The 20,060-nt window shown below is 67.1% G+C and carries 21 protein-coding genes; 7 read left to right on the top strand and 14 right to left on the bottom strand.

Features of this window, described 5'->3' with window-relative positions:
• Nucleotides 1–21 precede the first annotated feature (21 nt).
• From V7S63_RS01980 to V7S63_RS02005, 6 genes are all read right to left on the bottom strand, one after another.
• On the bottom strand, nucleotides 22–987 hold the full coding sequence (locus tag V7S63_RS01980) for an Ldh family oxidoreductase (RefSeq protein WP_336529038.1): 966 nt from the start codon (nucleotides 985–987) through the stop codon (nucleotides 22–24).
• The gene (locus tag V7S63_RS01985) at nucleotides 984–1,913 is read right to left on the bottom strand and encodes a hydroxyacid dehydrogenase (protein WP_336529039.1); all 930 of its coding nucleotides are present in this window, start codon (nucleotides 1,911–1,913) and stop codon (nucleotides 984–986) included. The genes V7S63_RS01980 and V7S63_RS01985 overlap by 4 nt, the downstream gene beginning before the upstream one ends.
• A gap of 24 nt (nucleotides 1,914–1,937) precedes the next feature.
• Nucleotides 1,938–2,990, bottom strand: a complete 1,053-nt coding sequence (locus V7S63_RS01990) for a YeiH family protein (RefSeq protein WP_336529040.1) — start codon at nucleotides 2,988–2,990, stop codon at nucleotides 1,938–1,940.
• Complete coding sequence (locus V7S63_RS01995; protein WP_336529041.1) at nucleotides 2,987–3,586, bottom strand: GNAT family N-acetyltransferase; 600 nt, start codon at nucleotides 3,584–3,586, stop codon at nucleotides 2,987–2,989. Before V7S63_RS01995 ends, V7S63_RS01990 begins: the two co-directional genes overlap by 4 nt.
• Before the next feature lie 32 nt (nucleotides 3,587–3,618).
• Nucleotides 3,619–4,770 (bottom strand): UxaA family hydrolase, encoded by a 1,152-nt coding sequence (locus V7S63_RS02000; protein WP_336529649.1) that lies wholly within the window; start codon nucleotides 4,768–4,770, stop codon nucleotides 3,619–3,621.
• Between the two features lie 203 nt (nucleotides 4,771–4,973).
• A complete protein-coding gene (locus V7S63_RS02005; protein WP_091829257.1) occupies nucleotides 4,974–5,261 on the bottom strand; it encodes a UxaA family hydrolase in 288 nt (95 codons plus the stop codon).
• 142 nt (nucleotides 5,262–5,403) lie between these two features.
• Between V7S63_RS02005 and V7S63_RS02010 the strand changes: the two genes are divergently transcribed.
• The 3 genes from V7S63_RS02010 to ruvX all read left to right on the top strand — a co-directional run bounded on the left by V7S63_RS02010 (nucleotide 5,404) and on the right by ruvX (nucleotide 7,859).
• The gene (locus V7S63_RS02010; RefSeq protein WP_100960232.1) at nucleotides 5,404–6,120 is read left to right on the top strand and encodes a GntR family transcriptional regulator; all 717 of its coding nucleotides are present in this window, start codon (nucleotides 5,404–5,406) and stop codon (nucleotides 6,118–6,120) included.
• 200 nt (nucleotides 6,121–6,320) lie between these two features.
• On the top strand, nucleotides 6,321–7,298 hold the full coding sequence (locus V7S63_RS02015; RefSeq protein ID WP_336529042.1) for a tripartite tricarboxylate transporter substrate-binding protein: 978 nt from the start codon (nucleotides 6,321–6,323) through the stop codon (nucleotides 7,296–7,298).
• A gap of 51 nt (nucleotides 7,299–7,349) precedes the next feature.
• Nucleotides 7,350–7,859, top strand: a complete 510-nt coding sequence (ruvX, locus tag V7S63_RS02020; protein ID WP_336529043.1) for a Holliday junction resolvase RuvX — start codon at nucleotides 7,350–7,352, stop codon at nucleotides 7,857–7,859.
• On the opposite strand, the gene V7S63_RS02025 is transcribed toward ruvX, so the two are convergent.
• Both V7S63_RS02025 and V7S63_RS02030 read right to left on the bottom strand, forming a co-directional pair.
• Nucleotides 7,844–8,206: a hypothetical protein gene (locus tag V7S63_RS02025; RefSeq protein WP_336529044.1), complete on the bottom strand. Its 363-nt coding sequence runs from the start codon at nucleotides 8,204–8,206 to the stop codon at nucleotides 7,844–7,846. The genes ruvX and V7S63_RS02025 overlap by 16 nt on opposite strands.
• Nucleotides 8,207–8,366: 160 nt before the next feature.
• Entirely contained in the window at nucleotides 8,367–8,762 is a 396-nt protein-coding gene (locus tag V7S63_RS02030) for a hypothetical protein (protein WP_336529045.1), read from the bottom strand.
• Nucleotides 8,763–9,002: 240 nt separating this feature from the next.
• Between V7S63_RS02030 and V7S63_RS02035 the strand changes: the two genes are divergently transcribed.
• On the top strand, nucleotides 9,003–9,320 hold the full coding sequence (locus V7S63_RS02035; protein WP_336529046.1) for a hypothetical protein: 318 nt from the start codon (nucleotides 9,003–9,005) through the stop codon (nucleotides 9,318–9,320).
• A gap of 63 nt (nucleotides 9,321–9,383) precedes the next feature.
• Entirely contained in the window at nucleotides 9,384–9,674 is a 291-nt protein-coding gene (locus V7S63_RS02040) for a hypothetical protein (protein WP_336529047.1), read from the top strand.
• Nucleotides 9,675–9,691: 17 nt separating this feature from the next.
• Here the strand turns inward: V7S63_RS02040 and dprA are convergent, their stop codons facing one another.
• From dprA to panB, 6 genes are all read right to left on the bottom strand, one after another.
• Entirely contained in the window at nucleotides 9,692–10,900 is a 1,209-nt protein-coding gene (gene dprA, locus V7S63_RS02045) for a DNA-processing protein DprA (RefSeq protein WP_336529048.1), read from the bottom strand.
• On the bottom strand, nucleotides 10,901–11,524 hold the full coding sequence (gene plsY / locus V7S63_RS02050; RefSeq protein ID WP_336529049.1) for a glycerol-3-phosphate 1-O-acyltransferase PlsY: 624 nt from the start codon (nucleotides 11,522–11,524) through the stop codon (nucleotides 10,901–10,903).
• Nucleotides 11,525–11,554: 30 nt separating this feature from the next.
• Nucleotides 11,555–12,859, bottom strand: coding sequence for a dihydroorotase (gene pyrC, locus V7S63_RS02055; protein ID WP_336529050.1), 1,305 nt, complete (start codon nucleotides 12,857–12,859; stop codon nucleotides 11,555–11,557).
• The gene (locus tag V7S63_RS02060; protein ID WP_091829279.1) at nucleotides 12,852–13,094 is read right to left on the bottom strand and encodes a hypothetical protein; all 243 of its coding nucleotides are present in this window, start codon (nucleotides 13,092–13,094) and stop codon (nucleotides 12,852–12,854) included. The genes pyrC and V7S63_RS02060 overlap by 8 nt, the downstream gene beginning before the upstream one ends.
• A 5-nt stretch (nucleotides 13,095–13,099) precedes the next feature.
• Nucleotides 13,100–14,044, bottom strand: a complete 945-nt coding sequence (locus tag V7S63_RS02065; RefSeq protein WP_091829281.1) for an aspartate carbamoyltransferase catalytic subunit — start codon at nucleotides 14,042–14,044, stop codon at nucleotides 13,100–13,102.
• A 65-nt stretch (nucleotides 14,045–14,109) separates the two neighbouring features.
• The gene (gene panB / locus V7S63_RS02070; protein WP_336529051.1) at nucleotides 14,110–14,931 is read right to left on the bottom strand and encodes a 3-methyl-2-oxobutanoate hydroxymethyltransferase; all 822 of its coding nucleotides are present in this window, start codon (nucleotides 14,929–14,931) and stop codon (nucleotides 14,110–14,112) included.
• Between the two features lie 212 nt (nucleotides 14,932–15,143).
• On the opposite strand from panB, the gene topA reads away from it, so the two are divergent.
• Together topA and V7S63_RS02080 are read left to right on the top strand one after the other, a co-directional pair.
• Nucleotides 15,144–17,804, top strand: coding sequence for a type I DNA topoisomerase (gene topA / locus V7S63_RS02075; RefSeq protein WP_336529052.1), 2,661 nt, complete (start codon nucleotides 15,144–15,146; stop codon nucleotides 17,802–17,804).
• Nucleotides 17,805–17,937: 133 nt separating this feature from the next.
• Entirely contained in the window at nucleotides 17,938–20,025 is a 2,088-nt protein-coding gene (locus V7S63_RS02080; RefSeq protein ID WP_336529053.1) for a methyl-accepting chemotaxis protein, read from the top strand.
• Nucleotides 20,026–20,060: the final 35 nt, after the last annotated feature.

The following is a 20,060-nucleotide window of genomic DNA, read 5'->3' on the forward strand; positions in this document are numbered from 1 at the left end:
CCCCGGAAGGACGCGGCATCGTTAGAATGCGACGTCGATGCCCTCCGCCCGTGCCTTGGCCCGCAAAGCATAGCGCCGCATACCGGGCAGCCGCGTCCCCGGCTGCTCCTCGATCGCATGCGTCAGCGTCCGCATGCGCTCAGCGAACCAGTTGCCGCCCATGCTCGCCGGGTCGATGGCGAGGATGAGCTGGCCGGTGTCGGGCGGGCCGCCCTGGTCGTCGAGGAAGGACGAGGCCTGGAAGGCGAAATGGGTGCCGACCAGCGCCGCGGCGAGAATCTCGACCATCATGGCAAGCGTCGCGCCCTTCGCGTCGCCGAGCGGCACCATGGTACCGGCGATGGCCGCCGCCGGATCGGTCGTCGGCTTGCCCTGGGCGTCAAGGGCCCAGCCTTCGGGGATCGGCTCGCCCTTCTGCTTAGCCGCGACGATCGGACCGCGCGCCACCTTGGACAGCGCCATGTCGATCACCAGCGGCTCGCGGCCGGCCAGCGGCGCGGCAAACGCGATCGGATTGGTGCCGAAGACCGGCTTGGCGCCGCCCCAGGGCGCCATCGCGCCGGGCGTGTTAGCGAAGAGAAGGGCCACGAGCCCCTGCTCGGCCAGCCGCTCGACATGGAGGCCGGCAGCGCCGCAATGGTTGGAACGGCGGATCGGCGCGGCGGCGATGCCTTGCTTGCGCGCGATTTCGGGCAGTTCAATCACGGCGAGGTCGATCGCAGGATAGGCGAAGCCGTGGGCGGCGTCGATCGCCAGCACGCCGGGCTTGGGCTGGCGCGCGATCGGCACGGCCTGACCGTCGATCTTGCCGGAGCGCAGCATCGAGATGTAGGTCGGCACGCGCGACAGGCCGTGCCCCTTCAGCCCGTCCGCTTCGGCCATGACCAGCGCCAGCGCGACTGAGGCGGCGTTGGCGGCAGAGGCGCCGGCCTCGATGAAGAGATCCGCGACCTTCTGCTCGGCCGCTTCCAGCGAGAGCTTCGTCACGCCCTGCCCTCCAAAGCCGCCATCACCCGCTCTGCCACGAGACCGGAGACGCGCCCGTTCGATTCCACCGTATTGCCGGCGATGTGCGGCGTCAGGATCAGATTGGGCGTGCCCGCGAAGACCTTGGCGCCATCGGCCTTGAGCGGCTCCTGCTCGAAGACGTCGAGCGCCGCGCCGCCGAGGCGCCCGCCCTTCAGCGCCGCAACCAGCGCCGCCTCGTCCATGATGCCGCCGCGCGCCGCGTTGATCAGGATCGCGTCGGGCTTCATCCTGGCAAAGGCGGCCTTGCCGATCAGTCCGCGCGTCTCAGGCGTCAGCGGCAGATGGATCGAGATCACGTCGGACGTCGACAGCAAAGCGTCGAGCTCGAGCTGCTCTATGCCCTGCCAGGCATCGCCAGCGGGAACATAAGGGTCATAGGCCGCAACGGTCATGCCGAGCGCTCTTGCGTGCCGCGCCGCATCGCGGGCGATCGCGCCGAAGCCGACCAGGCCCATGCGCTTGCCGGCGATCTCGCGGCCGATCAGCCTGGTCTTGGGAAATTCGCCGGCGAGCATGGCGTCATTGGCGAAATAGGCGCCGCGCAGCAGCGTCATCGCGGTGCCGATCACGTACTCGACCACCGACAGGCTGTTGGCACCGGTCGCCGGGAAAACCTTGATGCCACGCGCCGAGCAGGCTTCCATGTCGATATTGTCGAGCCCGACGCCGAGCCGCCCGACGACTTTCAGGTTCTTGGCGGCTGCCAGCACCTCGCCACGGACCTGCGTCTGGTTGCGCACGATCAGCGCGGGGATGTCGGCGACCAGCCGCGCGAGCTCGTCCGGTTTGCCGAAGAGATCCGGGTCATGGTGCACGCTGTAGCGCGCCTTGAGCGCCGCGACCGCCGCCTCGTCCATGAATTCGGTGATGACGATCTCGGTCATGGCTGTTTCCGCTGTGAAGTCCAGTCAGCCGAGCAGGATGATCCCGCCCGTGGCGACGACGAGGATGACGAGGCTGGTGCCGGTGACCACGGCGAGATGCCGCCAGCCGAGCCGGGCCATCGCCGCGATAGAGGTGCCGAGGCCGAGCGCCGCGATCGCGATCAGCAGGCCCCAGCGGGAGATTTCGAGCAGGATGTCGCGCATCGGCATGTAGATGCCGGCGAGCCCCGCCTGCGTGCTCAGCACGCTGTTGATCAGGCACATGATCAGGAAGACGAAAGCGAAGACCGGCACCGGCACCTTGGCGTCGCCATGGGTCTCGCCATCTCGGGTCAGCCACCAGCCGACGATCAGCACAGCCGGCAGCAGCAGGAAGACCCGGAACAGCTTGACGATGACAGCCGCATTCGCCGCCTCGTCCGAGACCGCCTGGCCGGCACCGACGACCTGCGCGACGTCATGGATGGTCGCTCCAAGCATCACGCCGGTCTGCTGCTGCGAGAGGCCGAGCCAGGCGCAGAGCAGCGGATAGGCCAGCATCGCGATCGTCGAGAGCACGTTCATCGCGATCACGGTGAAGGCGGTGTCGGCGGCCTTGTTGCGGTAGTCGGGCACGACGGTCGAGGTCGCGAGCGCGGCCGAGGCACCGCAGACCGCCGTTGCGACGCCGCCGAGCGCGCCGACGCCTGGCTCACGGCCGAGCAGGCGCGCCAGCACGAAGCCGGCGACGATCGTCGCGGTCATGGCGACGATGACGAGCAGGGCCGTGCCGAGGCCAAGCGCGACGATGTCCCCGAGCGCTACGCGCAGGCCGAGCAGCGCGATCGCCCAGCGCAGCAGCTTCTTGACGCAGAAGGTCATGCCAGGCTCGAAGCGCTTCGTATTGGCGATCGGATGCAGGGTCATGCCGATTACCAGGGCGATGACGACGGCCGGGAGGCCGACGCGCCCGCCGGCGAGCTGCTTCACGACAGGCTCGGCCAGCACGGAGGCGATCGCCACCGCCGCCGACAGGGCGATGCCCGGTGCGAGCCGGCCGAGCCCGTTCGTCAGGCGCAAGGTCGCCGTTTCGCTCATGATTGCAAGTCGATCCGATACATCAGCCGCTCTTCCGGCCCGTATAATGGCGCAACGAAGCTTTCGACGAAACGTCCGCCGGCCTTCTCAATGATCCGGCGCGAAGCCGCATTCGCGACGTCACAGGTGATCTTCAGGAATGGCAGGCCAATACTACGCGCCTCGACGAGCACCGCAGTCAGGGCGGCGCTGGCATAACCCCGCCCCGCGTGCTGCGGCAGGATGGTATAGCCGACATGGCCGAGCACATGCGGCGGCAATTCCGTGACCGGCTTGCCGGATTCATCTTCCTGCCAGCGCAGATTGATGCTGCCGACGAAGGGCCGCTCCGGCCGGTCGGTCGCGATGATCCAGCGGATCATGTCAGGCAGGCGCGCGACCTCGCTGCCGTCATGCAGGCGGATGGTGCCGCCGCGCTGGTTGAGCCCGGCGACGAAGGCGTCCGGATCGGCCGCGATCGCCGCGAGCTGCTCCGGCGCGACGTTGCGCATCGTGTTCGGCGACCAGCCTGCTTCGAGAGCACGGACATAGGCGGGCAAGACATCCTGCCCCGGCTCATGTAGTGCAACGATGCTGGAAGCGATGCTGACCGACACGTTTGCCTCGTCGCGCCCGGAGACGCAGTTCCTCAGGCGCTGCGGTATAGCTTGGTCATCGAGAACTCGCGATGGCCGAGCGCTTCGGCTGCCGTGAGGCGGCCATTCGCGGTGCGCACGATGGTCTCGATCAACGCATCACCGGCCTGCGGGATGGTGAGGTCGCGACGCAGGATGCCGGAGACGTCGACGTCGATGTGCTCGGGCATGGTCCGCATGGTCTTCGGGTTGCCGGTGATCTTGATGACCGGGACGATCGGATTGCCGATGACGTTGCCCTGCCCGGTCGGAAAGGTGTGCACGACATAGCCGCCCGCCGCCATCAGGGTCACGCACTCCGCCGCGGCCGAGGAGGTGTCCATGTAGTAGAGGCCCGGCCCCTTCTCAGGCGCCTGCGCCGGCTCCAGGATGTCGATGAACTTGCACTCGCGGCCGATCTTCTCGAGGTTGCCGAGGGCCTTCTCCTCGATCGTGGTCAGGCCGCCCGCGATGTTGCCCTTGGTCGGCTGCGAATCGGAGAGGTCGTCGGTTTTGTGAGCCTCGATGACGTCGTCCTGATAGGCCTTCCACATCTTGTACCAGCGCTCGCCGACCTCCGGCGTCGCGGCGCGCGCCTTGCAGAGATGCTCTGCGCCGGTGATTTCGGATGTCTCGCCGAAGACGCCATAGACGCCGCGCGGGATCCATTTGTCGTACATGTTGCCGACCGTCGGGCAGGAGGACAGGCCGGTGGTGGTGTCCGATTCACCGCACTTGGTCGAGACCCAGAGCTCCTCGATGCCGCATTTCACGCGCGGGAGCTCGGTCGCCCACTGCACGAACTCCTTGGCGACATAGGACGCCTTCGCAATGGTGGCGATGTCGCCATGGCCCTCGATGCCGAAGCCGACCACCGGCTTGCCGGTCCTGGCGATGCCGTCGACGACGCGCTTGGTCCAGCCATCCTCGATGCCGATGACGACCACCGCCGCGACGTTCGGGTTCGAACCGGTGCCGATCAGGGTGCGGAAATGGACCTCGAGGTCCTCGCCGAACTGCAGGCGGCCATAAGCATGCGGGATCGCCAGCGTGCCCTTGATGTTGTTGGCAACGGCCTCGCAGGCGGCGTTGGAGAGATCGTCGAGCGGCAGCAGCAGCACATGGTTGCGCACGCCGACGCGGTCGTTCTCGCGGCGCCAGCCCATGAAGGAATCGAGACTGCGGCCAGTCGGGCGCTTGACGAAGGGCGTCTTGAACTCGGGCGCCTCGATCTTGCGGCCCTTCACCTTGGCGAGCTTGCTTTTGACGAGGTCGAAATTGGCGACGATGGAGGACATGGGCGTTTCCTGAAAGGTTGCGGGCTCGACCTGACGGGAGCCTCGTTGCGTGATCGGCGAAGACCTTGCGCTCACCAGCGCTTGGTCTTGACGTTGTGGACGTGGAGATGCTCGCCCTTGGCGATATCGGCGATCGCCTTGCCGATGTCCTGACCGTATTTCCAGATCGTATCGCCCTTCTTGATGTCCTTGAGCGCGACCTTATGGCCGATCGGGATGTCCATCTTGGCGGCGAGGCGGAAGTCGGAATTGTCGTGCGTGACGACACAGAGCATGTCGGTTCCCGCCTTCAGGCCCTCGACGACGACGACGCCGACCGTGTCCTTCTTCTCATGCACCAGCAGATGCGGCTTGCTCATGGCTGATATCCCTGACCGTTCCCGTAATCCACGCTTCGCGATCCCTTTTCGAATGGGGCTCGACGCGGCTGCGCCCAAGTCTTATATAAGACATATGAGTGTGCACAAGCTCGAAATCACAGCGCAGCCTCGTGAGCCCGACATGCCGGAGACGCTCGGCTTCCGGCCGCTTTACCGGCAGGTCAAAGCGATCTTCGTACGCCGGCTCATGGATGGCGTCTGGGCTCCCGGCGCGGTTCTGCCGAGCGAAGGGCAACTCGCCGCCGAGATCGGCGTCAGCCAGGGCACGGTGCGCAAGGCACTCGACGAGCTTGCTGCCGAGAACCTCGTCGTGCGGCGCCAGGGCCGCGGCACCTTCGTCGCCGAGCATGACGAGCGCCGCATCCTGTTCCAGTTCTTCAAGCTGGCGCCGGACCAGGGTGCGCCGCGCTTTCCCGACAGCGTCGTGCTCTCGGTGACGACGGGACCGGCTGACGACGCGGAGCGTACGGCGCTGGACCTGCAGGAGGCGGCCCCCATCATCCGAATCCGCCGGCAGCGCTCCTTCGACGGTGCGCCGCTGATCGTCGAGACGGTCAGCCTGCCGCAAGCCCTCTTCCCGGGGCTGGAGAGCGGGCCGATCCCGAACAATCTCTACAGCCTGTATGCGGGGCACTACGGCATCACCATCGCCAATGCGCGCGAACGGCTGAAGGCGGTGGCGCTCTCGGCGAAGGACGCCGCAGTGCTGGGAGCTGCGGCTGGCGAACCGGCCCTGCAGATCGACCGTATCGCCCTGTCGCTCGATGGCACGCCTGTCGAGCACCGGCTCAGCCTGTGTCTGACCCAGGAGGTTCACTACCTGTCGGACCTGCGCTGAACCGTCCCTGCCCGATTTCGTGCGAGCACCGATCATCTACCGGTGCAAGATCAGTTTGTTGCCCTGCATTTCTAAAGTTCCGCTCGAAATCGAGCGAACCAAACTCGAGGACCGAAAAGCCACGAGATTTCGACCAAGCCGACGCAGAGCGGCCGCCCTATTGGAGGAAACGAATGATCGCGCATATCCGCAGAATCCTCATGACGCGCCGCAGCGCCCTCGCTGGGCTGGCCCTGCTGGGCCTGGGCGCACCTGCCCTGGCTCAAGGCTTCCCGACCAAGCCCATCACCCTGATCGTTCCCTTTGCCGCCGGCGGGCCCAGCGATGTGATCGCCCGCCTGCTCGGCGAGCATATGGGCCGCACGCTTGGCCAGCAGGTCATCGTCGAGAACATCGCCGGCGCCGGTGGCACGGCCGGCGCGAAGCGCCTCGTCTCGGCCGAGGCGGACGGGCACACGTTGCTGATCCACCATCTCGCGCTCGCGGCAGCGCCGGCGCTCTACAGCAATCTTGGCTACGACACGCAGACCGCCTTTGCACCAGTCGGGCTCATCAACACCGGGCCGATGGTGATTGCCGGCAAGCTCGCGCTACCCCCGGTCGATGGCAAGGCCTTCTTCCCCTACGCCAAGCAGCAGGCCGAGAAACTCACCGTCGCCCATGCCGGTGTCGGGTCGAATGCGCATCTGTGCGCGGTGCTGATCTCGCAGGCCCTGAGCGTCAAGCTTGCCCAAGTCGCCTATCGCGGCACCGGGCCGGCGATGAACGACCTGGTCGGCGGCCAGGTCGACGTGCTCTGCGACCAATCGACGACGGCGGTGCCGCAGATCCAGTCCGACAAGATCCGCGCCTATGCGGTGACCTCGCCGGAACGGCTCGGCGTGCTGCCGAACGTCCCGACCTCGCGCGAGGCCGGCACCGAGATCGACATGACGATCTGGCACGGGCTCTACGCCCCGACGGGCACGCCGACCGCTGCGCTCGACAAGCTCAACGGCGCGCTGCAGGCCGCCTTGAACGACCCGGTCGTGCTCGAGCGCTTCAAGGCCGTCGGCACCAGCGCCTTCCCGGCCAGCGAATGGACGCGCGAGGCCCATGCCAAGCGCTTCGCCGCCGAGGTCGCTAAATGGGGAACGGCGCTGAAGGCCGCCGGGCTGACGCCGCAGAACGCCAACTAGCGTCAGGCTGGGCCGCTCGCCTCTGCGGGCGGCCCATGCTACCGGCGGCAGATGAGCAATCTCGTCGCCCTGGATCATTTCCTCGCTCTGCCCGAGCACGCCCGCCTGCTGGGGCTGGATCTCGGTACCAAGACGATCGGGCTCGCCTTGTCCGATGTCGAGCGCCGGATCGCAACGCCGCTGGAGACGATCCAGCGCATCAAGTTTCGCCAGGACGCTGCGGCGCTGTTGAAGGTGGCGGACAAGCACGCGATCGCCGGGCTGGTGATCGGCCTGCCGCTCAACATGGATGGAACGGAAGGTCCACGGGTCCAGTCGACCCGCGCCTTCGTGCGCAATCTCGCGCCGCTGACGGCGCTGCCGATCGTCTTCTGGGACGAGCGGATGTCGACGCTCGCCGTCACCCGCACCCTGCTCGACGCTGATGCCTCGCGCGCCCGGCGCGCGGCCGTCGTCGACAAGATGGCCGCCGCCTATATCCTGCAAGGCGCGCTCGATCGGCTCGGCCGCATCACCGCCGATGCGAGCGAGCAGCAGGAGGACGACTACGGAATGACGTAGCCGCGCTTGATCGCCTTCTTCTGCGCGTCGCGATGGTTCTTGATCGCCCGCTTCTGGTCTTCGATGCTCATGCCGGCGAGCGGATTATTGGGATTGGGGCCGCGCCGATAGCCGCCACCGTCCTGGCCGCCATAACGGCGGTCGTCGCGCCCATAACCGCGATCGTCGCGACCATAGCCCCTGTCGCGGCGGCCCTGATCGTACCCGCCGTCATAACCCCGGTCATAGCCGCGGCGACGGCCGTAGCCGTCATCGGAATAGTATTGGGCCGTTGCCGCGCCGGAGCAGAGCACCGCCAGGGCGACCGCGCCGGAGCCGGACAGCAGTGTCTTGAGCGAGGGTTTCATCGTTTTTTCTCCAAGGTCGGCAAGGCAACGCCCCGGGATCGGAGCCGCAAGCTCCCGTAGGCCATGAAAAGGGCCGCCCCCGTCATGATACGGAAGCGGCCCTTCAAGCCTAGGCGCCAGGCGTTCAGAATTGATTAAGGCTGTTTATCCTGGTCGGCGTTCAGCGATAGCTGCCGCCGGCCGGGTCGCGGATGTTGTCGGGGGCGTAGTAGCGCGGCGCGTAGTAGCGGCGCGGCGCCACATAAACCGGCTGCTCGTCGTAATAGCCGTCGTCATAGCCATAGACCGGTTCGGCATAGGCCGGACGGCTGGCAGCGATCGCCGCAGCCCCAAGAAGGCCGAGGCCAACACCAGCTGCGACCGCAGCGCCGCGATTGCCGCCCCGCCAGCCGCGACGATAGTACTGCGAGTAGTCGGCCTGCGCCGCATCGAGACGGCTCTTGTCGAAGCCGACCGGGCGGGTCTCGCCCGCCATGACGGGCGTCAGGCCTGCCGCCAGAACGCTGCCGGTGACGGCGAGCGTCACGAGGAAACGGCTCTTTCCGAAAGCTGACATGGCATTCTCCTTCTCGGCGGGTTCCCGCCTTGACGCCTGATCTAGCTCGCTCCGGTTGAACCGGGCCTGAACCAATCGCGGCGGAATTGCGACTGGCAATCAACCCGGCAATCCGGAAGGTGTTCCTTTCGAGAGAATAATTACACGCAGTGATTGCATTTCTGGAGAGCGAGTAGCAAAAATAGCTGCGTCGAACGCCGGTTCGTTTCCCGAACGAGTGCGGCCACAGGGTTGGGCGAGATGAGGAAAGCAGCATCGCGGCGAATCAAGGAGGATAAAATCTATCGGGATGACAATCACTTGCCTCGAGCTTCCGGCATCGGCCGCAGCGCCTCGGCCTCGCCCGGTCCGTACAGCATGGACGCGCTGGCGCACATGCAATTGGAGATTGCATCTTATATCGAGGAGATCACCGTCGAGCTCGGTGCGATGGCCCGGGCGGCACAGCTCAGCAGCCTGGCCCATTTCGTCGAGATGACGCGGCTTGAGGCAGCGATCAATCGACGGACCTGCCAATTGCAGCTCGGCGACGTGGCCGATCCCGACAGTGCGCCTTGAGGCCAGGCTTTGCAGATTATCAAACTATAGGTTGCATGAATTGGATTCAGCAACCTGACAGGAGTGTCCGATGCCGGCTTCTCCGACTATCGCTACCCAAGCGGCGCCCCTCTCTCCTCGCAAGGCCTGTACCGTCACGGCGAACCGGAGGCATTGGCCCTGCAGCTTCTGGTCGAGAAGCGAGCCCGTCAACGCGACCTGCAGCGCGACGTTGCCGTAAAGGCGGCGACTATGCTCGCCGAACTTAGCAACCAGGCTCGCGCCGCCGAGCTTGACCTGCTGGTGACCTTCCTCGAGCTTGCGGCGGCGGAGGCCGAGCGCGAGCGCAGCCGCTGGGGCGAGGCGGCCGGCTGACCGTCTCGCCTCCAGGGTCAGGTCGACCGTGAAAGCGCGCCGCCGGCGTGGCGCTGCACCATGCCCTCCAGTTCCAGTTCCAGCACGATGCGGCTGACCTCGCGCACCGGCTGGCCGCTGGCGCGAACGAGATCGTCCAGCGCCGTCGGCGTGGCCCCGATCAGGTCGAGCAGGCGCCGGCGGGGAGCATCTTCGACGTGCCCCTCCTGCGAGATGGGCTCGCGTTCGAGCTCGAGCTTCGGGGCCGGCAGGATCTCCGGCAGATCGAGCTCGTCCCAGAGCGCTTCCTTCCGGGGTTCCGTGCCAGCCTCTTCGCGCGCCAGAATCGGCGCTGACCCGAACAGATCGCCCTGCCGTAGCATCGGCGCCAGGACATCGACGACATGAGCCGTTTCTGCGCAGAGGATCGCGCCTTCGCGAATCAGGTGGTTGCCACCCTCGGCCCGTGGATCGAGCGGCGAACCCGGCACGGCGAAGACCTGACGGCCCTGCTCATTGGCGAAGCGGGCGGTGATCAGCGAACCGGATTTGCGCGCGGCCTCGACGACCACCGTCCCTAAAGCCAGCCCCGAGACGAGGCGATTGCGCCTCGGGAAATCGCGCCCGCGCGGCACCCAGCCGAGCGGCATCTCGCTCAGCGCTGCGCCGCGCCCGCGGATACGATCCAGCAACGGGATGTTCTGCGGTGGATAGACCTCGTCTAGCCCGCCTGCGAGCACCGCGATCGTGCCGCTCTCCAGGCTCGCCTGATGCGCCGACGTGTCGATCCCTCGGGCAAGACCCGAAACGACGACGAAGCCGGCCTCGCCCAGCTCCCGCGACAGCGTCGCGGTGAATTTCAGCCCGGCGGCGGAGGCGTTGCGCGAGCCGACCAGGGCGACGCAGGGGCGACCCAGCACCGCCGGGTCGCCTTCGATCGCGATCAGCGGCGGAGCCGAATTGATCGCCTGCAGCGGCACGGGATAGGCGGCCTCGCCGAGCGCGATCAGATGGGCACCACGCCGGTGCAGCGCCTCGAATTCCCGCTCGGCCTCCGCTGGCGTGCACAGCCGAAGCGTCCGCCCGGCCTGCCGGCCGAGCTGCGGCAAGGCTTCGAGAGCCCCGGCGGCACCGCCGAAGCGATTGACCAGGGTGCGGAAGGTGCGTGGGCCGATGCTCTCGCTGCGGATCAGGCGGAGCCAGTCGAGGCGTTGCCGATCGTCGAGAGCGAAACCGGCCATCGCCATTCAGCCCTTCTGTCCGATCTTGCCCTCGCGGCCGGCGAGCAGCCTCGCGATGTTCTCGCGATGCATGAACCAGAGCAATAGCGCGAGGATCGCCATCAGCCCGGCCGCCTGGGCATCGCGAATCCAGAACCAGAGCAGCAGCACCGTGAGCAGGCTGGCGATCAGGGCCGAAAGCGAGGAATACTTGGAGAGATAGGCGATGCTCAGCCAGACCGCCGCGAAGATCAGCGCGATCGACCAATTCAAGCCGATCAGGATGCCGAGGAAGGTCGCGACGCCTTTCCCGCCCTTGAAGCGCAGCCAGACCGGGAAGAGATGGCCGAGGAAGGCGCCGAGGCCAGCGGCGAGCGCAGCCGCCTTGCCGCCGAGCAGCCAGCCGGCGAGCAGGACCGCCGCCGTGCCCTTCAGCATGTCCCCGAGCAGCGTCAGCGCCGCCAGCTTCTTGTTGCCAGTGCGCAGGACATTGGTCGCGCCGATATTGCCGGAGCCGATCGTGCGCAGATCCGGGCCGCCGCTCAGCCGGGTCAGGATAATGCCGAACGGAATCGAGCCGAGGAGGTAGCCGAGGACAAGCGCGGCGAGCCCTATCTGGCTCGGATACGCCCAAGCGAACGCCTCAGCCATGCAACCTCTCCCGCCCGTACGGCCGCAACCCTAAGCTGCTTCGCCGCGATACACCACCCGGCCACCGACCCAGGTCGCCTGCACCAGGCCTTGCAGCCGCGCCTCGTCGAAGGGCGAATTCTTGGCGCGCGATTTCAGCTTGCGCTTGTCGACGACGAAGGGCGCGTCGATGTCGATCAAGGCAAGATCGGCCGGTGCGCCGATCGCAAGCCGGCCGCAGCCAAGCCCGAGCAATTCAGCCGGCCGGCTCGACAGGGCGGCGAACAGCGCGGCAAGGCCGACCTGCTCGCCGTGATAGAGCCTGAGCGCCGCCGGCAGCAGCGTCTCGATGCCGAGCGCGCCATTGGCGGCTTCGGCGAAGGGCTGGCGCTTGGTCTCGACGTCCTGCGGGTCGTGGTCGGAGACGATGACATCGACCAGGCCCTCAGCCACGGCCTCGATCATCGCCAGCCGCTCGTCCTCGTGCCGCAGCGGCGGCGAGACCTTGCAGAAGGTGCGGTACTCACCGACATCGTTCTCGTTCAGGCAGAGATTGTTGATCGAGACGCCGCAGGTGACAGAAAGCCCGTCCTCCTTGGCCCGGCGGATCAGCGCGAGCGAATCCGAGCAGGAGATCATGGCGGCGTGGTAGCGGGCGCCGGAGGCGCGAGCGAGGCGCAGGTCGCGCTCGAGCATCACCGTCTCGGCCTCGTGCGGAATGCCCGGGAGGCCCTTGCGGCTGGCGAATTCGCCCTCGTTCATCACGCCGACGCCGCGCAGATCGGGATCCTCGACATGGTTGATCAACAGCGCGTCGAAGTCGCGGGCATAGATCATGGCGCGGCGCATCACCTGCGGGTTGCGCACGCCATTGGCGCCGTCGCTGAAGGCGACCGCGCCGGCCTCGAGCAGCAGGCCGAACTCGGTGATCTCCCTGCCGTGCAATCCCTTGGTCAAGGCCGCAGCGGGCAGGACATTGACGATCGCCTTGTCGCGGGCACGGCGCTTGATGAAGTCGATCACCGAGGGATCGTCGATCGGCGGATCGGTGTCGGGGCGGCAGATCACAGTGGTGACGCCGCCGGCGGCTGCCGCCTGCGAGCCGGTGCCGAGCGTCTCGCGGAATTCGGCGCCGGGCTCGCCGAGGAAGGCGCGCAGGTCGACGAGGCCGGGCGCGAGCACGAGGCCGCGGCCCTCCTCCACTTCGATGCCGGCCGGAAGCTCCGGACGATCGCCACCCCAATGGACATCGGCGATCACACCGTCGCGGATCAGGACGCTGCCGACGCCCTCGCGGCCGGAGGCCGGGTCGACCAGTTGCGCGCCGATGATCGCAAGATCGCTGCTCTCAGCCATCGCTACGCTCGATCCCATTCTCGCGCTCGCGGCGCTGCGTGAAGACATAATGCCAGAACCCGACCAGCCCCCAGATGCCGATGCAGAGGAGCGCGCCGAGCAGCACGATCAGCCAGGTCCAGGCGGAGCGCGGCTCGGCATAGACGAAGCCGGCCACGACCACGAGATAGAGTCCGACGAAGACGATCCTTGCCCGGCGCATCTGTCGCAGCAGCCAGGCGAGGAAGAGCTCCATCCGGCTCAGCCATTCGGGAGATGCTGCGCAAGCGCATCGAGCACCGCCATGCGCACGGCCACGCCCATCTCGACCTGTTCGCGGATCAGCGACTGGGCGCCGTCCGCCACCTCGGACGAGATCTCGACGCCGCGGTTCATCGGGCCGGGATGCATGACGAGCGCATCCGGCGCGGCCAGCGAGAGCTTGTCGCGGTCGAGCCCGAAATAGCGGAAGTACTCCTTCGAGGACGGAACAAAGGCGCCGTTCATGCGCTCGAGTTGCAGGCGCAGCATCATGACGATGTCGACGCCCTCCAGCCCCTTCTTCATGTCACGGAAGACCTCGACGCCCATGCGCTCGACACCGGTCGGCAGCAGGGTCGAAGGCGCGATCAGGCGGACCTTGGCACCAAGGGCGCTCAGCAGGATGATGTTGGAGCGGGCGACGCGCGAATGCACGATGTCGCCGCAGATCGCGACGGTCAGCCCGGCGATCCGGCCCTTGTTACGGCGGATGGTCAGGGCGTCGAGCAGGGCCTGCGTCGGATGCTCATGGGCGCCGTCGCCGGCATTGACGACCGAGCAATCGACCTTGCGGGCGAGCAGATTGACCGCGCCGGCGGCATGGTGGCGCACGACCAGAATGTCCGGCCGCATCGCGTTCAGCGTCGCGGCAGTGTCGATCAGCGTCTCGCCCTTCTTCACCGAGGAGGAGCCGACCGACATGTTCATCACATCGGCGCCCAGACGCTTGCCCGCGAGTTCGAACGAGGCCTGCGTCCGTGTCGACGGCTCGAAGAACAGGTTGATCTGGGTGCGGCCGCGCAGCGTCGCCGTCTTCTTCTCGATCTGGCGCGAGAGCGCGACATAGGTCTCGGCGCGCTCGAGCAGCGCCTCGATATCCAGATGTGACAGCCCCTCGATCCCGAGGAGATGGCGGTGCGGATAGAGCGATACGGTCGATGTCATTTGAAGACCGCTGTTTAGGGGCGAGTCGTGGCCGGCGCAAGGCGGCGCGCACGTTCTTCAGTGCGTCACTCTGCTTTCAACGCGTAGACATGTGCTTCACCAGGGAACTGGCGGCTGCGCACCTCGGCGGCGTAGGCACGCACCGCCTCCCGGGCCTGTGCTGCGAGATTGCCATAGGCCTTCACGAATTTCGGCACGCGGTCGGTGAGGCCGAGCATGTCGTCGAGGACGAGGACCTGCCCGTCGCAGGCTGCCGAGGCGCCGATCCCGATGGTCGGGATCGCGACCTTGTTGGTGATCTCGACCGCCAGCGGCTCAGCAACCGCCTCGATCACCAGGGAGAATGCCCCGGCATCGGCGATCGCCGTGGCGTCGGCGATGAGGGCCGGCCACTCAGCCTTGCTGCGACCCTGCGCCTTGTAGCCACCGAGCGTGTTGACCGCCTGCGGCGTCAACCCGACATGGCCCATCACCGGCACGCCGCGCTCGACCAAGAAGCGCACGGTCTCGGCCATCCTCGCGCCGCCTTCGAGCTTCACGGCGCCGGCGCCAGTCTCCTTGAGCAGCCGGGCGGCATTACGGAAGGCCTGTTCACGGCCCTCTTCATAACTGCCGAACGGCATGTCGATCACGACGAGGGAACGCGTCGTCGCGCGCGCCACGGCCTGGCCGTGCAGGCTCATCATCTCCAGCGTCACCGGGACGGTGCTGTCGAGGCCGTAGACGACCATGCCGAGCGAGTCGCCGACGAGCGCGACATCCGCGACCTCGTCGACGATCCTGGCCATCGGCGCGGTATAGGCCGTCAGGGCGACGAGCGGCTCGCCGCCCTTGCGTCCGCGGATATTGAGCGAGGTCAGCCGACTTGTCCGGTTCTGCGACGACATGCCAAGCTCTCCATATCAGACGCCGAAACGGCGGCGGCTGCTGACGTAGCCTGACCGCCCTGCCCCGGAAAGCAGAATCGGGTTTGACAGGACCGGCCGCGTGAACCACTTTCGCGCGCAATCCCGAACCGCTATCAACGCGCCCCGCGCCAAGTTCGGCGAGGCTGGCTGCTAGTGCCCGCCTTACCCTTGTCTATGAGATCGAAAGCGTCATGAAGCTCCTCGTCGTCGAGTCGCCGGCCAAGGCCAAGACGATCAACAAATATCTGGGCCCGGACTACGAGGTCATCGCCTCGTTCGGGCACATTCGCGATCTCCCCGCGAAGGACGGCTCGGTCGATCCCGAGAACGACTTCGCAATGCTCTGGGAGACCGAGGGGCGCGGCGCCAAGCAGGTCGCCGAGATCGCCAAGGCGGCGAAGAACGCCGAGAAGGTCATTCTCGCCACCGACCCGGATCGCGAGGGCGAGGCGATCTCCTGGCACGTGCTGGAGGCGCTGAACCAGAAGCGGGCCATCAAGGGCATCCCGGTCGAGCGCGTCACCTTCAACGCCGTGACCAAGGATGCCGTGCAGAAGGCGCTGGCCAATCCGCGCCCGATCGACCAGGCGCTGGTCGACGCCTATCTCGCCCGCCGCGCCCTCGACTATCTCGTCGGCTTCACCCTGTCGCCTGTGCTGTGGCGCAAGCTCCCCGGTGCCCGCTCGGCAGGGCGCGTGCAATCGGTCGCGCTGCGCCTGGTCAGCGACCGCGAACGCGAGATCGAGGCCTTCCGGGCCCGCGAATACTGGTCGCTGATCGCGACGCTCGCAACCGCCAGCGGCGCAACCTTCGACGCACGTCTCAGTGGCGCCGACGGCAAGAAGATCACCCGGCTCGACATCGGCACGGGCGATGAGGCCGCGGCCTTCAAGGCTGCGCTGGAGACCGCAAGGTTCTCGGTCGCCGAGGTCGAGGCCAAGCCGGTCAAGCGCCATCCGCAGCCGCCCTTCCAGACTTCGACCCTGCAGCAGGAGGCCTCGCGCAAGCTGGGCATGGCGCCGGCTCGCACGATGCAGGTCGCGCAGCGCCTCTATGAGGGCGTCGACATCGGCGGCGAGACCGTCGGCCTGATCACCTATATGCGGACCGACGGCGTCGACATGGACGGCTCGGCGATCACGGCGGCGCGGCGGGTCATCGGCAAGGAGTTCGGCGACAACTACGTGCCCGACGCCCCGCGCAAATACACGGTCAAGGCCAAGAATGCGCAGGAAGCGCACGAAGCCATCCGCCCGACCGATCTCGGCCGCCTGCCGGCGATGGTCGCGCGTCATCTCGAGCCCGAGCAGGCCAAGCTCTATGAGCTGATCTGGAAGCGAACCATCGCCAGCCAGATGGAATCGGCCTCGATGGAGCGCACCACAGTCGATATCGCCGCCCAGGTCGGGGCCCGCGCGCTCGAACTGCGCGCGACCGGCCAGGTCGTGCTCTTCGACGGCTTCCTGACGCTCTATCAGGAGAGCCGCGACGACGAGGAGGACGAGGACTCCAGGAAGCTGCCCCCGATGAAGGCCGGCGATCCGCTGGAGAAGCGCGCCATCGCCGCCGACCAGCATTTCACCGAGCCGCCGCCGCGCTTTTCGGAAGCGAGCCTGGTCAAGCGCATGGAAGAGCTCGGGATCGGCCGGCCTTCGACCTATGCCGCGACGCTGGCAACGCTGCGCGACCGCGAATATGTCCGCGTCGAGAAGAAGCGCCTGGTGCCCGAGGACAAGGGCATGCTGGTCACGGCATTCCTGGAGTCCTTCTTCAAGCGCTATGTCGAGTTCGACTTCACGGCGAGCCTGGAGGAGAAGCTCGATCTGGTTTCCAGCGGCGATGTCGACTGGAAGGTCCTGCTGCGCGAGTTCTGGGACGAATTCACCAAGGCGATCGGCGAAACCAAGGAGCTGCGCGTTGGCGACGTTCTGGAAGCGCTGAACGGCATCCTGGGTCAGCACGTCTTCCCGCCGCGCCCCGATGGCAGCGATCCGCGCAGCTGCCAGGTCTGCGGCACCGGCACGCTCTCGCTCAAGCTCGGCAAGTTCGGCGCCTTCGTCGGCTGCTCGAACTATCCCGAATGCCGCTTCACTCGCCCGCTCACGGCGTCCGCTGCCGATGGCGAGGCGTCGGCCGAAGGCGGGCAGGCCGTCAATGGCGTCCGCATCCTCGGCAAGGATCCGGTCACCGATCTCGAGGTCACCGCGCGCGACGGCCGCTTCGGCCCCTATATCCAGCTTGGCGACGGCGAGAAGCCGAAGCGCTCCAGCCTGCCCAAGGGCGAGACCGTCGGCTCGCTGACGCTGGAGAAGGCACTCGCCCTGCTCTCGCTGCCGCGGGAGGTCGCGAAGCATCCGACCAGCGGCGAGCCGATCCTCGCCGGCATCGGCCGCTACGGCCCTTACGTCCAGCACGGCAAGACCTACGCCAATATCGACAAGGGCGACGACATCCTGGAGATCGGCGCCAACCGCGCAATCGACCTGATCGTGGCCAAGGAGAGCGGTGCGGGCGGCCGCCGTTTCGGCAATGCCGCGGCGACGCCAGGGCGCGATCTCGGCGAGCACCCGCAGGGCGGCAAGATGGAGGTCAGGGCCGGCCGCTACGGTCCTTATGTCGCATGGGGCAAGGTCTACGCCACGCTGCCGAAGACTATGGCGCAGGAGAGCATCACCACCGAACAGGCGATCGAGCTGGTCAACGCCAAGGCGGCGACCGGCGGTGGCACCAAGAGCAAGGCGAAGGCACCCGCCAAGAAGCCGGCAGCTGCCAAGAAGCCGGCAGCAGCCAAGAAGGCGCCAGCAAAAGCAAAGAGCGCAAAGGCCAAGAAGGCCAGCGCCGCGGAAGAATAGCCGCCATTCGCCCGCAGCGATCTTTCAAACGATTGAAAAAGCGCTCTAAAAACGATCACGGTTAACTCCGGATTCAAAGCCTCTCGCTAGGTTTCAGCGCCGCAGTCGAACTAGCGGCCTGCGAGGGGACATCATGAAATCCATCAGGACCCAGATTCTGGGGCTGATCGCGATCGTCGCGGCCGGCGCCTTGGTTGCACTCGGCTGCGCCTTGCTGGCGATGACCCGCATCGACACGATGAACGATCGTTCGTCGCAGCAGAACCACATCGCCCTCGCCGCCGAACGGCTCAATGCCGCGGTCAATCTCGTCGTCGCCGATTCCTACCTCGTCTACACCGCCCGCAACCCGCATTTCGCCGGCATCGCAGCGACGACGGTCGAGGGCGGCCTCGCCAGGGTCGAGGAGCGCCGCAAGGATCTCGCCAGGCTCGTCCCGCCGGCCGAACGCGAGCGGATGGAGAAGATCAGTGGCCTGATCACCGAATTCGTCGCCATCCGGCTGGAGACGACGCGCATGGTCCGCGAGATCTCGGCCCGTGCGGCGGAAGCCTGGGGCAACAGCGACGCCAGCAAGAAGAACCGCGCGACGCTGCAGGAAGAGCTGACGTCGCTGAGCAGCTTCAACGAGACGCTCGCCAACGAGGTCGATGCAGCCTCCAGCGCCTTTTCGGAGCAGGTGCGGACCTGGCTGCCGGTCGCCCTGATCGCGGTGCTCGGCGGCGCGATCTTCGGCGCGCTGGTCTTTTCGCGGCGCTCGATCATCCGTCCTCTCGTCGACCTCGGCGGGACGATGAGCCGCCTCACCGCCGGGGAGACCCAGATCGAGGTGCCACATACCAAGCGCCGCGACGAGATCGGCGAGATGGCCCGGGCAGTCTCGGTCCTGCGCCAGAGCACCGAGCAGGTCGCGCTGCTGCAGGAGCAGGAGCGTGCCGCCTCCGCAGCGCGCATTCGCTCGGCGGATGCGATGGCCTCGGTGGTGTCCGATGTCGGCGAAGTCGTCGCCGCGGCCGCCGCCGGCGATTTCTCAGCCCGGCTCCAGATCGATCATGGCGACGAGCAGATGCAGAAGCTGGTTGCCGGGATCAACGAGATCAATGCTGTCGTCGACAACGCCACCACGGAGTTCGTCGCGGTGCTGCAGGCGCTCGCCGCCGGCGACCTGACCCGTCAGGTCCCGACGGCCTATCGCGGCCGCTTCGCCGAATTGAAGGATGCGATCAACGAAACGTTGTCGCGGCTGTCGGCGACCGTCAGCACGATCCAGACGATGTCGGCGGATGTCGGCCTGTCGGCGCGCGAGATCAACATGGGCGCCGACGATCTCTCCAAGCGCACCGAGGAGCAGGCCTCCTCGCTGGAGGAGAGTGCTGCGACCACCGAGGAGCTCGCCGCCTCCGTCAAGGCCGCCGCCCAGGCCGCCCAGCAGGCGGTGCGCCAGGCCGGCGAGGCGATGCAGGTCGCGCAGGCCGGCGGCAACATCGTCACCGACGCCGTCTCGGCGATGGAACGGATCGAGGCGGCCTCGAAGAAGATCTCCGACATCACCCGCGTGATCGACGACATCGCCTTCCAGACCAATCTGCTGGCGCTCAATGCAGCGGTGGAAGCGGCGCGGGCCGGCGACGCCGGCAAGGGCTTTGCGGTCGTCGCGTCGGAAGTCCGCACGCTCGCCCAGCGCTCGGGCGAGGCGGCCAAGGGCATCACCGGCCTGATCTCCTCCTCGAACACCGAGGTCGAAGCGGGCGTCAAACTGGTTCGCCAGGCCGGCGACGCGCTGACCCGCATCGTCTCCGCCTCGCAGAGCGTCCAGGCGACCGTCTCCGAGGTCGCTGCGGCCTCGAGCGAACAGGCCAACGGCATCGAGGAGATGAGCCAGACCGTCGCGCATATGGACGAGATGACCCAGGCGAACGCGGCACTCGCCGAACAGAGCGCCGCCTCTGCCGGCGCGTTGTCGAGCAAGATCGGCGAACTCAACGCCCTGGTCTCCGGCTTCCGGACCAGTGCGAGCGCCGGCGCCGCCTCGCCGCAGTCGGCTGCGTTCGTCTTGGTCAACGCGTCGGAGCCGGTACGGCTGCAGCAGCGTGCGGAGGCCGCCTTTGCCCAGCACAAGCCGGCACCGCGTCGCGAACATGCTGTGCCCGCGCCCATGCCGGCCCCTGCCCGCAAGGTCGCCAATGCCCGCGGCGGCGACGCGGGCTGGGAAGAGTTCTGAAACAGAACGCTCGGCGCGGGCCCGCGGCACGCCCC

Origin of the sequence: Allobosea sp. CCNWLY174 (genome assembly GCF_037120455.1) — a bacterium.
In the GTDB taxonomy this organism is placed as follows: Bacteria; Pseudomonadota; Alphaproteobacteria; order Rhizobiales; family Beijerinckiaceae; genus Allobosea; species Allobosea lupini.

What these genes read in the sequence shown, in the direction of transcription:
- V7S63_RS02010 (WP_100960232.1), top strand. Translation starts at nt 5,404, where the DNA reads ATGCCGGAGACGCTCGGCTTCCGGCCGCTTTACCGGCAGGTCAAAGCG.
- plsY (WP_336529049.1), bottom strand. Translation starts at nt 11,524, where the DNA reads ATGGCTGAGGCGTTCGCTTGGGCGTATCCGAGCCAGATAGGGCTCGCC.
- dprA (WP_336529048.1), bottom strand. Translation starts at nt 10,900, where the DNA reads ATGGCGATGGCCGGTTTCGCTCTCGACGATCGGCAACGCCTCGACTGG.
- topA (WP_336529052.1), top strand. Translation starts at nt 15,144, where the DNA reads ATGAAGCTCCTCGTCGTCGAGTCGCCGGCCAAGGCCAAGACGATCAAC.
- V7S63_RS02030 (WP_336529045.1), bottom strand. Translation starts at nt 8,762, where the DNA reads ATGTCAGCTTTCGGAAAGAGCCGTTTCCTCGTGACGCTCGCCGTCACC.
- V7S63_RS02035 (WP_336529046.1), top strand. Translation starts at nt 9,003, where the DNA reads ATGAGGAAAGCAGCATCGCGGCGAATCAAGGAGGATAAAATCTATCGG.
- V7S63_RS01985 (WP_336529039.1), bottom strand. Translation starts at nt 1,913, where the DNA reads ATGACCGAGATCGTCATCACCGAATTCATGGACGAGGCGGCGGTCGCG.
- pyrC (WP_336529050.1), bottom strand. Translation starts at nt 12,859, where the DNA reads ATGGCTGAGAGCAGCGATCTTGCGATCATCGGCGCGCAACTGGTCGAC.
- V7S63_RS02025 (WP_336529044.1), bottom strand. Translation starts at nt 8,206, where the DNA reads ATGAAACCCTCGCTCAAGACACTGCTGTCCGGCTCCGGCGCGGTCGCC.
- V7S63_RS02015 (WP_336529042.1), top strand. Translation starts at nt 6,321, where the DNA reads ATGACGCGCCGCAGCGCCCTCGCTGGGCTGGCCCTGCTGGGCCTGGGC.
- V7S63_RS02005 (WP_091829257.1), bottom strand. Translation starts at nt 5,261, where the DNA reads ATGAGCAAGCCGCATCTGCTGGTGCATGAGAAGAAGGACACGGTCGGC.
- panB (WP_336529051.1), bottom strand. Translation starts at nt 14,931, where the DNA reads ATGTCGTCGCAGAACCGGACAAGTCGGCTGACCTCGCTCAATATCCGC.
- V7S63_RS02065 (WP_091829281.1), bottom strand. Translation starts at nt 14,044, where the DNA reads ATGACATCGACCGTATCGCTCTATCCGCACCGCCATCTCCTCGGGATC.
- V7S63_RS01990 (WP_336529040.1), bottom strand. Translation starts at nt 2,990, where the DNA reads ATGAGCGAAACGGCGACCTTGCGCCTGACGAACGGGCTCGGCCGGCTC.
- V7S63_RS02000 (WP_336529649.1), bottom strand. Translation starts at nt 4,770, where the DNA reads ATGGGCTGGCGCCGCGAGAACGACCGCGTCGGCGTGCGCAACCATGTG.
- V7S63_RS02080 (WP_336529053.1), top strand. Translation starts at nt 17,938, where the DNA reads ATGAAATCCATCAGGACCCAGATTCTGGGGCTGATCGCGATCGTCGCG.
- V7S63_RS02060 (WP_091829279.1), bottom strand. Translation starts at nt 13,094, where the DNA reads ATGGAGCTCTTCCTCGCCTGGCTGCTGCGACAGATGCGCCGGGCAAGG.
- ruvX (WP_336529043.1), top strand. Translation starts at nt 7,350, where the DNA reads ATGAGCAATCTCGTCGCCCTGGATCATTTCCTCGCTCTGCCCGAGCAC.